Raw genomic sequence first — 12343 nt, 5'->3', positions numbered from 1 at the left:
TTTCCTTGCGCATACTTTTTGTGGCAAACGGCAAGTTATTGATTTGCATAAATTTTTCTTACTTCGAGGGAATTGGCATAATTATTGCTTATACTTAAGAAAATGCATTTATCAGGACCTCTGCCATGTTCAAGACCCTCCGCTCCCTCGTTTTCCTGTTCGCCGCACTGAGCAGCGGCATCGCCTGCGCCGACGTGATCAGCGTTTCCCACACCTGGACCGGCGACGAAATCTCCGGCGACCTGCGCCTGATGCGCAACGGCATCATTTCCGTGGCCGACACGCCAAAAGCCTTTCCTGGCACGACGTCCACCACCCCGACGTATTTCGAGACCTGGTCCTTCGCAGCCGAGGCAGGCTCCCTGGTTAAAGTCCTGGTGACCGCCACCACCTTCGACAGTTTCTTCTCGCTGTACGACAGCGTGCTGGACGTCGGCAACCTGGGCCAGAACTACCTGGGCGATGTGGGCCGTTCCGACAGCGGCATCGAATTCAGCGTGTTCGCCCCCGCCAGCGGCCAGCTCTTGCTGGTGGCCAATACCACCAGCGGCGGCGCCGCCATCGGCCAGACGGCCAACGCCACCATCACCTTCCAGGGTCCGGCCGCAGGCGCCGTGCCGGAACCGGCTTCGCTGGCCCTGCTGGCCATCGGCGCCCTGGCCCTGCTGCCGGCCACGCGCCGCCGCAAATCGCCGGCAGCCTGAAGCTCGCCGGCCGGCGCGGCGCTCACGCCGCCGCGCGCGCCTCGTATTCCGCCAGCACCGCCTCGAAGGCGGCCGCCGGCACCGGACGGCTGAAGTAATAGCCCTGCATCTGCCGGCAGCCGTGCTGGCGCAGGAAAGCCATCTGCTCCAGCGTCTCCACCCCTTCCGAAATCACTTCCAGCTTCAGATTGGCCGCCAGCGCGATGATGGTGATGACGATGGCCGCGTCGTCCGGGTCCACCGTCAGGTCGCGCACAAAGGTCTGGTCTATCTTCAGCACGTCGATCGCGAAACGCTTCAGGTGCGCCAGGCTGGAATAGCCGGTGCCGAAATCGTCGATGGCCAGCTGGACGCCGAGCTTCTTCAGCTCGTGCATGACGGCGATGGCGTGCTCCACGTCGTTCATCACCTGGCTCTCGGTCAGCTCGAGCTCCAGACAGGCCGGCGGCAAGCCGGTTTCGGCCAGCGCGGCCGCCACCGACTGCACGAAGTCCGGCTCGGCCATCTGCCGCGCCGACACGTTGACGGCCACGCGCAGGCTGTCGCGGCCGGCGCCGCCTGCCGCGCGCCAGGCCATCAGCTGCTCGCAAGCGGTGCGCAGCACCCATGCGCCCACCGGCAGTATCAGCCCGGTTTCCTCGGCCAGCGGGATAAAGCGGTTAGGCGCCACCATGCCCAGCTCAGGATGCTGCCAGCGTATCAGCGCCTCCATGCCGACGATGCGGCCGCTGGCCGTGTCCACCTGCGGCTGGTAATGCAGCACGAATTCGCGCCGCTCCAGCGCGCTGCGCAGCGCGCCCTCGATCAGCATGCGCTCGCCCAGCTTCTCGTTCATGGCCGGGGTGTAGAACTGGTAGTTGTTGCCGCCCATTTCCTTGGCGCGGTACATGGCGATGTCGGCGCGCTCGAGCAAGGCGCCGGGGTCGGCGCTGTCGTCCGGGTACACCGCAATGCCGGCGCTGCAGGTGAAGAACAGCTCCTGGTTGTCGATCAGCAGCGGCGCGGCCAGGCAGTCGAGCACGCGCTGCACCTGGTCGGCGCGCGGCGACAGCGCGCCCTGCTCGGGCAGCAGCATCAGCGCGAACTCGTCGCCACCGATGCGCGCCACCGTGTCCACCGGCCGCAGCGCCAGCTGCAAGCGCTCGGCGACCGCCTGCAGCAGGCGGTCGCCGCCCTTGTGGCCCAGGCGGCTGTTGGTGAATTTAAAACGGTCCAGGTCGATCGACACCACCCACAGCGCATGGCCCTTGCGCTCGGAGTGGGTAATGGTCTGGCGCAGGCGGTCCAGCAGCAGCACGCGGTTGGGCAGGCCGGTCAGCGCGTCGTGCGTGGACTGGTGGTGCAGCTCGGTCTCGTAGGCCTTGATGGCGGTGATGTCGTGCATGAAGGAGACGAAATGGGTCACCTCGCCGTTCTCGTCGCGCACCGGCGACACGTAGACGTCGTTCCAGAACATGGCGCCGTCCTTGCGGTAGTGGCGCAGCACGGCGTGGCCCTCGCGCTGCTCGCGCACGGCCGCCACCAGCTCGCTCACGCCCGGCTGGTCGACGTCGTCGCCGTGCAGCAAACGCGTGCTGCGGCCCGCCAGCTCGGCGCCGCTGTAGCCGGTCAGCCGCTCGAAGGCCGGATTGGCGTAGGCGATGGCGTAGCCGGGCGCGCCGTCGGTGATGATGATGGCGTTCACGTTCGACTCGATGGCGCGGTCGCGCAGCCGCATGGCGCGGTTCACGTCGTGCAGCTCGGCGGTGCGCTGGTCCACGCGGCGCTGCACGTCGCGGTTGCGGCTGGCCAGGGAATTGACGTAGGCCGCGCCCAGCACGCTGACGATGGCGCCCAGCGCCAGCGTGAAGATGGACGCCAGGTGGTCGCCCACCAGCACCGCGCGCGGCTGGGTGGCCACCATCAGCCAGGTCTGGCCGGCCACGTCGAAGGGCTGCGCCAGGCGCGGCGGCGGCGCCGGATACAGCCAGTGCGGCAGCTCGGCCTGCGCGGCGGGCTGGCCGGCGGCCTGGTACACCAGCGCGTCCGGCTCCTCGGCGCCGCTGGCGTACACCTTCAGGTTCAGGTCGCCGCTGGCGGGCAGGCCGGCCGTGGCGTAGATCTTTTCTATCATGTCGCCGGGGCGCAGCACCATGGCCGTCTCGCCCGCCAGCGCGGCGCGGCGCTCGGCCGGGCTGGCCGGCTGCGCGCCGTAGCGGAACACCGGCATGGACACGATCACGCCCAGCCGCGGTTCCGGGCCTTGCGCCAGGCGCACCAGCTTGCCGGCCGTGGGGCGGCCGCTGGCATAAGCCTTGTTGCGCGCGCCGCCGTCGAGCGCCGGATAGGCCGTGTCCAGGCCGATGGCCGCCGCGTTGGCCGCCATCGGTTCGATATACTCGATCACGCGGTAGCTGTCGCGCGCATCGGCCGGCACCCGCTGCCCGCCGCGCATCTCGGTCAGCACCGTGCCCGGCACCACGGCGGCCAGCTCGGCCTCCAGCGCGGCGCGCTCGGCGTGCCCGATCACGCGCAGCGAACTGATCGCCTGCATATAGGGATAGTGCTCGATAATGGGCCGGGTGAACAGCTCGAATTCCTTGCGGCTGACCCGCTCGCGGCTGGCGAACAGCTGGTTCACCGACCCCAGGCCGGCGATGGCGTTGCCCACGCCCTGCTGCAAAACGAACAGGCGCGCGTGCGCGCGCTGCAGAAAGGCGAGCGACACATTGTCCTGCTCCAGGCGGCTCACGCCGGCAAATAGCAGCGCCGTGCAACCCAGGCCGGACAGCAAGGCCAGCACCATCGGGCGGAGCTGGGCCAGGCGGCCTGGCTGCGGCTGAGGAGCGGAAGGGTGGGAAGCGCTAATCGGGTTCACCCGTCGTAGATGCTGATAAAGCAGCAAGATTAGCACGGATTGGCGCGCCGCGAACGGTGGGGCAGCCCCGGCGGGCGATCAAAATTTGCTTTGTGGCAAATTTGTCAAGCGTTGCCGACAGCGTGGCACAGTGTGATAATCGGTGACAATCCAGCGACGATCCGGGCCACTCCCCTTATGCCCCAGCTTCCCCTGCTCACCCTCCTCGCCGCGCTGCTGGCCTGGCTGGCCGCCGCGCCGGCCCTGGCCAACACAGCAGCCGTTTTCAATGGCGGCGCGGTGGCCGGCTGCAGCTATACCGCCGCCAGTGCCAGCTACAGCTGCCCGCCCTTCGCCGCCACGCTGGACGTGACCATCGCCAGCGGCTACAAGGTGGTGCTGACCGGCCCCATCAACTTCGATTTCAACCAGCAGCTCAACATGAGCGGCACGGCGCAGCTGCAGGTGGCGGGCGACCTCGACATCGGCAACATCAAGCCGTCCAACCTGAACATCAGCGGCGGCGCGCTGGTCTCCAGCGGCCAGTTCAAGATGGGCGCCCAGGTGCAGACCATCGTGGCCGACATCAGCGCCGCCAGCATGAAGATCGGCACCGGCTCGGACACCAAGGTGACCGGCACGCTGACCTCCACCGGCCAGATCGACCTGGCCTCGCACGCCACCATCATCGGCCCCATCACCGGCAGCAAGATCACCACCGGCTCGCCGGTGGCGCTGACCGGCGACGTGACGGCCAGCGTGTCCTTCAACCTGTCCTCGGGCAGCACGCTGAACGGCAACCTGGTGGCGCCGGTGGTCACGCTGGACGCCTCGCCCTCGCGCGTGAACGGCAACGTCACGGCCAACACCTCGCTCACCATCTCCTCGGCCAGCAGCGTGAACGGCAACGTGGTGGCCGGCGCGGTCAAGCTGCTCTCCTCGGAGGCCTACATCACCGGCACCGCGCTGGTGGACACACTGGAACTGGACTGGCACGGCCGCGTCTACCAGGCGGTGACCTGCCGCACCGGCAGCGCCGGCAGCCCGTGCAGCTGCGTGGATGACGGCAGCGGCTACGCGAACACCTCCTACAAGACCGTCTGCGCGCCGCCCGCCGCCAACACCGTGCACCACTACCAGATCACGCACGACGGCAACGGCCTGACCTGCCAGCCGGAGACGGTCAGCGTGAAGGCCTGCGCCGACGCATCCTGCAGCACGCTGTACACCGGCAGCGCGCAGGTGTCGCTGGCGCCCAACACGGTGGACTCGCCGGCGCCCGTGTTCAGCTTCAGCAACGGCATCGCCAGCGCCTATGTGCGCCAGACCACGGCCGGCAACGCCACCCTGACCATCACCTCCGTCACGCCGGCAGCCACGGCTGCGGCCACCTGCAGCTCGCCGTCCGGCGCGTCCTGCAGCGTGGCGTTCGCCGCAGAGGGGTTTACAGTGTCCGGTGGTGCGCGCCTGGCCGGGGTCAGCGGTACCTTCACGGTGGAGGCCTTGAAAGCAGATCTGCAAACGCCGTCCAGCTGCGTACCGCTCATCGCCAACAGCACCAAGTCCCTGACGCTGCGCTGCGCTTACACCGACCCTGGTACGAATAACAACACGCAGAGCCGCAATGTCAACCTGACCAACGACAGCGGTTCCGGCAGCACCGCTACCGCCACGCTGGTGTGCGGTAGCGGCGGCTTCACCGGCGCCGCCAGCGCCAACCTGCCGCTGGCGTTCGACGGCAACGGTAAGGCTAAAGGTACGCTGGCTTACGACGACGTGGGAAAGCTGGCGCTGTCGGCGGAATACACGGCCAGTGGCGCCAACTTCATTACCGCTTCCAGCCCGGATATCCTGGTCGTCCCACACCACTACGGCATAGGCAGCATCACTGCAGCCGGTGTATCCAATCCCGCCGCCACCAGCGCCACCGATCAGCCATTCGCAACCGCTGGTGCAAATTTCAGCGTGCAGGTGACGGCTTTGAGCAACAACAATGTGGTGAGTACGAACTTCGGCCGAGAGAGCCAACCAGCGCGGGTCGACTTCACGCATAAATTGATCGCGCCGGCTGGGGCAAACGCAGGCACGCTGTCCGTGCCCAACGCGAGCACCATCTCGGCCGCTATCGTCGCTGGCGGCAACGCCTCGTCGGGCAAATTCACGGTCAGCAACTTGAGCTGGGACGAGGTGGGCATCATCACCCTGACCGCCACCACCAACAACGCGCTCAACAACGGCAGCCTGTACAACAACCTGCCCGCCGCGCTGGTCGGCAGCGGGACCAGCGGCAACATCGGCCGCTTTATCCCGGACCACTTCGACACCGCCCTCACCACGCCGAACGCCTCCCCCGTCATGGTGTGTCCAAGCGGCGTGTTCAGCATTAGCTGCAGCGGCGGCCGCTTCGTCTACGCGGCCCAGCCCTTCGGCCTGACGGTGAGCGCCCGCAACGCCGCCGGCGGCCTGACCACCAACTACGCCGCCACCTACGCGCGCCCGCTCACCATCACCGCCTGGAACGCGGCCGGCGCCACCGGCACCGCCGCCCCCAACGACAACGACAACCCGGAATACCGCCCCGTGGACAACGCCGCCCGCAGCATGCCGGTCGGCGCTGGCCTGACCGGCGGCCCCGCCGTCCCCACGGCCTTCGTCTTCACCGGCGGCAACGGCCTGGGCAGCGTCAGCTACGCCTTCAGCAAGTCCTACTCGCCCGGCCCGCCCTATATGCCCAGCGTAGCCACAAATCTCATCTCGAGCCCGGTCAACGTGTTCTTCCGCGCCACCGAAACCACGCCCGGCGGCGACGGCGTGACCTCCCTGCGCGCCGGCGCCGTGGAAGCGGGCATCGCCGTGGCCAGCGGCCGCCTGAAGGTGGCGCACAGCTACGGCTCGCCACTGCTCAAGCGGCGCGTGGAAGTGGAATCGCAATACTGGACCGGGACCGAATTCCTGCGCAACAGTGCCGAAGCCACCGCCGGCACGACCGCGCTGAGCGCCGCCGGCGTGCTCACTTTCGGCAACTGCACCCGCAACCTGTACACGGGCGGCGGCTGCTACGCCGGCTTGGCGGCCGACTCCACGCCCCCCACGCTGGACTTCCGCCAAAGCAAAGGCCTCTCCTACCTGAACCTGGCCGCCCCCGGCGCCGGGCGCGACGGCAGCGTGGATGTGCGCGTGAACGCCTTCCCCTGGCTGCCCAGCACCGTCGGCCGCCTCAACTACGGCGTCTACCGCTCGCCCTTCATCTACCTGCGCGAACTCCACTAGCGTGCCAGCCGGCCGGTCCGAACTGCGGTAGCATGGCCGTTTCCCCAACAACGGCACAGGAGCGGACATGGACGGCAAGTGGATAGAGATACAGGGCGACGACGGCGCATTCGGCGCCTGGCTGGTGCCGCGCGGCGGCAGCGGCCCCGGCATCGTGCTGCTGCAGGAAATCTTCGGCGTCAATGAACACATCCGCGGCGTGGCCGCGCAGTACGCGGCGGACGGCTACGTGGTGCTGGCGCCGGACCTGTTCTGGCGCGAAGGCGCGCGCATCGAGCTGGGCTACGGCGAGGCCGACTGGCAGCGCGCCGTGCAGCTCAAGCAGGCCAACGGCCCCGCCCAGGCCCAGGCCGACGTGCGCGCCGCCGCGCAAGCCCTGCGCGCCCTGCCCGGCGTGGGCGCCAAGATCGCCGCGCTGGGCTACTGCTACGGCGGCCTGCTGGCCTACCATGCCGCCGCCAACGGCGACGTGGACGCCGCCGTCGCCTACTACGGCGGCGGCATCCAGAACGCGCTCGAGCGCGCCGACGACATCCACGTGCCGCTGATGCTGCACTTCGGCGCCCGCGACAGCCACATCCCGCTGGACGCAGTCAAGCACATCGCCGAACGCTTCGACGAGCGCGACAACGTGGAAGTGCACCTGTACACCGAGGCCGAGCACGGCTTCAACTGCAACCACCGCGCCAGCTACCGCCAGCAGCCCGCCGCGCTGGCGCACGGCCACACGCTGGTTTTCCTCAGCGAAACCCTGTGAGCGCGGCCCCGGAGACGCCGTCTCTCCCCTATGGCGCATAGTCTGCCGCCGTCCACGGCGGCATACTGCTGGCATACGATGACTGGAGAACCGCATGAGCACGCACGCCCCACCCGAACCCATCCTAATCCTGATCAACGGCTGTTTCCACACGGTCGATAAATCCCAGCCGCAAGCCAGCGCGGTCGCCATCCAGGGCGGCAAGTTCCTGGCCGTGGGCGACGCCGACGAGGTGATGCGCCACCGCACGCCCACCAGCCAGGTCATCGACCTGAACGGCCGCAGCGTGGTGCCCGGCCTGAACGACTCCCACCTGCACCTGATACGCGGCGGCCTGAACTACAACCTGGAACTGCGCTGGGAAGGCGTGCCCTCGCTGGCCGACGCCCTGCGCATGCTCAAGGAACAGGCGCTGCGCACGCCCAGCCCGCAATGGGTGCGCGTGGTGGGCGGCTGGAACGAATTCCAGTTCGCCGAGAAGCGCATGCCCACGCTGGACGAGATCAACGCCGCCGCGCCGGACACGCCGGTGTTCGTGCTGCACCTGTACGACCGCGCCCTGCTCAACCGCGCCGCGCTGCGCGTGGTGGGCTACGACAAGGACACGCCGAATCCGCCCGGCGGCGAGATCCAGCGCGATGCCTCAGGCAACCCCACCGGCATGCTGATCGCCCGCCCCAACGCCATGATCCTGTATGCCACGCTGGCCAAGGGCCCCAAGCTGCCGCTGGACCTGCAGATCAACTCCACGCGCCAGTTCATGCGCGAGCTGAACCGCCTGGGCGTGACCTCCGCCATCGACGCCGGCGGCGGCTTCCAGAACTACCCCGAGGACTACTCGGTGGTGGACCAGCTGGCGCGCGACGACCAGCTTACCATCCGCATCGCCTACAACCTGTTCACGCAGAACAAGGGCAAGGAGCTGGAAGACTTCGAAAAGTGGACCGACATGGTCACGCCCGGCCAGGGCACGGACTTCTACCGCCACAACGGCGCCGGCGAAATGCTGGTGTTCTCCGCCGCCGACTTCGAAGACTTCCTCGAGCCGCGCCCGGACCTGAACCCGGACATGGAAGCGGAGCTGGAAAAAGTCGTGCGCCACCTGGTCGGCAAGCGCTGGCCCTTCCGCCTGCACGCCACCTACGACGAATCGATCTCGCGCATGCTGGACGTGTTCGAGAAGGTTAACCGCGACATCCCCTTCGGCGACCTGCACTGGATGTTCGACCACGCCGAAACCATCAGCCCGCGCAATATCGAGCGCGTGAAGGCGCTCAACGGCGGCATCGCCATCCAGCACCGCATGGCCTTCCAGGGCGAATACTTCGTGGAGCGCTACGGCGCGGAAGCGGCCAAGGCCACCCCGCCCATCAAGCGCATGCTGGAGACCGGCGTGCCGGTGGGCGCCGGGACCGACGCCACCCGGGTGGCCAGCTACAACCCGTGGACCGCGCTGTACTGGCTGGTGTCCGGCCGCACCGTGGGCGGCATGCGCCTGTACGACGCCGGCGCCAAGCTCTCGCGCGACACCGCCATGGAACTGTGGACGGCCGGCAGCGCCTGGTTCTCCAGCGAGCAGGGCAAGAAAGGCCGCATCAAGGAAGGCATGCTGGCCGACCTGGCGGTGCTCTCGGCCGACTTCTTCACGGTGGACGAAGAAGCCATCAAATCGATCGAATCGGTGCTCACCATCGTGGGCGGCAAAGTGGTCTACGGCCAGGCCGAATTCACGCCGCTGGCGCCGCCCGCCATACCGGTGCTGCCGGACTGGTCGCCGGTGTCCTCCACGCCCGGCCACTGGCGCCGCGCCGCGCCGGCGCCGGCCGCGCAGGCCGCGCTGCCGCACCAATGCCAGGGACCATGCGGCGTGCACGCCCACTCGCACGACCGCGCGCGCCGCTCCCCGGTGCCGGTGTCGGACTTCAGCGGCTTCTGGGGCGCGCTGGGCTGCAGCTGCTTCGCATTCTGACGGAGGACGCCATGAACTACACCAAAATCGTACTGGGCCTGGTCCTGTCCTTCGTCGTGGGCGCCGGATGCAAGCTGTTCGGCATCCCGGCCGCCTCGCCGCCGGTGCTCAGCGGCGCGCTGCTGGTCTTCGCCATGAGCAGCGGCTACTGGCTGGTGGACCGCTACCTGTGCCGGGAAGCGGCGCAGAACAAAAAGCACTGCGGCGGCCACGCGCTCGAACGCAAGCCAGACGAGGCCTCACTATGAGCGCGCTGCTGATAGGCGCCCTGCTGGGCCTGGCCGTGGGCGGCGTCTGCCGCTGGTTCGACATCCCCTCCCCCTCGCCGCCGACGCCGGTCGGCGCCCTGCTGGTGGTCGCCATGACCGCCGGCTACGTCACCGCCGGCCTGCTTTAAGACTGCAGCAGCGCGCGCAGTTCCGGGATGGTGAGCGGGGCGGCGCCGGAGCCGCGCGCGCGCAGGGCGGCCAGGATGGCGACGATCTCCTCCGAGGTGCGGGCCGCGCTGAAGTACCAGCCCTGCACCCGCGTGGCGCCGCGCTCGGCCAGCCAGGCCAGATCGGCCTCGTGCTCCAGCCCTTCGCACAGCAGCTCGGCGCTGAACAGCTCGGCGATCCCCTGGATCAGCCGGAACAGCCCCGCCACCCGCTCGCTGCCCGCCACGCCGTGCACGAACTGGCGGTCCACCTTGAGGCGGTCGAAGGGGAAACTGTTGATGGCGTCCAGATTCGAGTAGCCTGTGCCGAAGTCGTCCACCGCAATGCGCACGCCCAGCGCGCGCAGCTGCGCCACCCGCGGCGACACCAGCTCCAGCGTCTCGAGCAGCTGGCTTTCCGTCACCTCGAATTCCAGCAGCTCGCCGCGTATGCGGTAGGTATGCAGCAGCCGCTTCAGGTCGCCGAGCAGGTCGGCATGCAGCAGCGAGCGGCGCGAAAAATTCAGCGACACCGGCACCACCGGCAGCCCCGCGTCCAGCCAGGAGCGCATGTCGCGGCACACCTGGGTCAGCACGCGCAGGTCGATGTCGTAGATCTTGTCGGTGCTTTCGGCCAGCGGGATAAAGCTGCCCGGCGCCACCAGGCCGCGCGACGGATGCCGCCAGCGCACCAGCGCCTCCATGCCGATCAGCCGTCCCTGCGCATAGTCCACCTGCGGCTGGTAGTGCGCCACCAGTTCGCCGTGCTGGGCGGTGGCGCCCGCCGCCGGCGCCGTGTCGAGCGCGCCCTGCAGCTCGAACACCATGTGCGAGCGCGCCAGCAATTCAAAGCCGTATTCCTTGACCGTGGTGCGCAGCATGGCGCTGCTGATGGACGAGGCCGCCGTCTCGGCCGCGTCCAGCAGGCTGGCGGCCGAGCCCAGGTAGGGCGTGTCGTGGTGCTCCACGCCGATGCGCGCGTGCAGCGCCTGGGTGCCGCCCTGCTCCAGCGTGAACGGCGCGCTCAGTTCGTTCTTCAGCCGCTCCAGGCTGACCGCCTGCGCGGCCCGGTCGCCGAACAGCGCGAAGGCGAATTTGTCGCCGCCCAGGTGGCCCACCAGGTTGCTGGCCCCGGCCCATTCGGTGAGCCGCTCGCCGACGATGCGCAGGGCCTGGTTGCCGGCGTTGCGGCCGAACACTTCATTGAGCTGGCGGAAGCCGATCAGGTCGATATAGCCGGCCATCACGTGCGGCAGCCGGGTCTGCTCCAGGCCCAGCTGCAAATGGTGCAGGAAAACGTTGCGGTTGGACATGCCGGTGATGTCGTTGCAGTAGCGCAGTTCCAGCGTATCGACCACCAGCCGCGCCATGCCCTTGAGCAGCATGGCCTGGTCGGGCGAGAAGCTGCCGGCCTCGCGCCGCATCACCCACAGCGTGCCCAGCAGGTAGCCGCGCGCGCCCGACAGCGGCACGGCGGCGTAGTGGCGGTAGTGCGGCGCATGGGTCACCAGCGGGTTGGTGCGGAAGCGCGGATCGCTGCTGGCGTCGGCGACCTCGAACCAGTCGCCCTCGGCGCCCACGGCCCAGGTGCAGAAGGAGCCCGAGCGCGGCACGTGGCGCTCCTCCATGCCGACGCGGGACGGCAGCCAGATCTGCGACTGGTAGACGATGCTGATGCCGCCGATGTCCGCGCCCACCGAGCGGATCGCCAGTTCGGTGATGTAGTCGAGGTTGGGGTCGCTGCGGTCCTGCGTCATGGCATAGCGCGACACCTCGGCCAGGCGGCGCTGCTCGGTCTCCCCATCCAGGCAGGACGGTGGCAGCTCTTCCAGGGTGCTGACATCCATGCTTACTCTCCTCCTTGCGAACAAGCATGGTGACACAAAAATGTAGTTATTGCATTTTTTTGAGCCGCCTCACCTGCAGCGTTGCGCCAATGAGAAAAAGCAGGAACAGGACGCCGGACGCCATCTTCAGCCATTCGGCTTCCGGGCTGTCCGCCAGGGGCTTTCCAACCGGCAGGCGCACCGAGGTTTCCGTCATGGCGGGGATCAGGTGGAAGAAAAAGGTGAGCGAATACGACACCGTCATGACGGCGGCGGCCTTGGCGCCGAACAGGCTGCCGCGCGCGGCCAGCCAGGCCAGGCCCAGCACCAGCAGGGTGATCACGCCCAGCGCGTGCGGCTTGCCGAAACCGCCGTGCTGGAAGATGCCGAAACCGGTCAGGCAGGTCAGCACCGTGGTCCAGATATAGACCCGGCCCACGGCGTTGGCGGGGTTGATGCCCTTGTCGCGGAAAAAGGCCACCAGCCCCGCAGCCAGCGCAACGAGGCTGATGGCGGTGTGGATGGCGCCGAGTGGAGTAAGTCCAAGCATGATGTCTTTCCTTAGC

Annotated in this window: 9 protein-coding genes; 6 read left to right on the top strand and 3 right to left on the bottom strand. The window is 68.3% G+C overall.

Annotated elements, in window-relative coordinates; translation table 11 throughout:
* Positions 1-125: 125 nt before the first annotated feature.
* Positions 126-704 (top strand): PEP-CTERM sorting domain-containing protein, encoded by a 579-nt coding sequence (locus tag KT882_RS05020; RefSeq protein ID WP_161074500.1) that lies wholly within the window; start codon positions 126-128, stop codon positions 702-704.
* A 22-nt stretch (positions 705-726) separates the two neighbouring features.
* Here the strand turns inward: KT882_RS05020 and KT882_RS05015 are convergent, their stop codons facing one another.
* Complete coding sequence (locus KT882_RS05015) at positions 727-3561, bottom strand: bifunctional diguanylate cyclase/phosphodiesterase (RefSeq protein ID WP_321170327.1); 2835 nt, start codon at positions 3559-3561, stop codon at positions 727-729.
* 177 nt (positions 3562-3738) lie between these two features.
* On the opposite strand from KT882_RS05015, the gene KT882_RS05010 reads away from it, so the two are divergent.
* The 5 genes from KT882_RS05010 to KT882_RS04990 all read left to right on the top strand — a co-directional run bounded on the left by KT882_RS05010 (position 3739) and on the right by KT882_RS04990 (position 9933).
* Positions 3739-6810, top strand: a complete 3072-nt coding sequence (locus KT882_RS05010; protein ID WP_228894707.1) for a DUF4097 domain-containing protein — start codon at positions 3739-3741, stop codon at positions 6808-6810.
* Between the two features lie 67 nt (positions 6811-6877).
* Complete coding sequence (locus tag KT882_RS05005; protein ID WP_228894704.1) at positions 6878-7567, top strand: dienelactone hydrolase family protein; 690 nt, start codon at positions 6878-6880, stop codon at positions 7565-7567.
* 94 nt (positions 7568-7661) lie between these two features.
* On the top strand, positions 7662-9536 hold the full coding sequence (locus tag KT882_RS05000) for an amidohydrolase (protein WP_161074503.1): 1875 nt from the start codon (positions 7662-7664) through the stop codon (positions 9534-9536).
* Between the two features lie 11 nt (positions 9537-9547).
* Positions 9548-9784 (top strand): DUF1427 family protein, encoded by a 237-nt coding sequence (locus KT882_RS04995; RefSeq protein WP_161074504.1) that lies wholly within the window; start codon positions 9548-9550, stop codon positions 9782-9784.
* On the top strand, positions 9781-9933 hold the full coding sequence (locus KT882_RS04990) for a DUF1427 family protein (RefSeq protein ID WP_161074505.1): 153 nt from the start codon (positions 9781-9783) through the stop codon (positions 9931-9933). Before KT882_RS04995 ends, KT882_RS04990 begins: the two co-directional genes overlap by 4 nt.
* Here KT882_RS04990 and KT882_RS04985 read toward each other — a convergent pair.
* Positions 9930-11798, bottom strand: coding sequence for a sensor domain-containing phosphodiesterase (locus KT882_RS04985; protein WP_228894701.1), 1869 nt, complete (start codon positions 11796-11798; stop codon positions 9930-9932). The genes KT882_RS04990 and KT882_RS04985 overlap by 4 nt on opposite strands.
* Before the next feature lie 46 nt (positions 11799-11844).
* Positions 11845-12327, bottom strand: coding sequence for a DUF2306 domain-containing protein (locus KT882_RS04980; RefSeq protein WP_228894700.1), 483 nt, complete (start codon positions 12325-12327; stop codon positions 11845-11847).
* Positions 12328-12343: the final 16 nt, after the last annotated feature.

The organism is Pseudoduganella aquatica, from assembly GCF_020865585.1.
In the GTDB taxonomy this organism is placed as follows: Bacteria; Pseudomonadota; Gammaproteobacteria; order Burkholderiales; family Burkholderiaceae_D; genus Rugamonas; species Rugamonas aquatica_A.
Note: the sequence above shows the minus strand (reverse complement) of the source record. Positions and strands in the feature narration are given on the sequence as shown.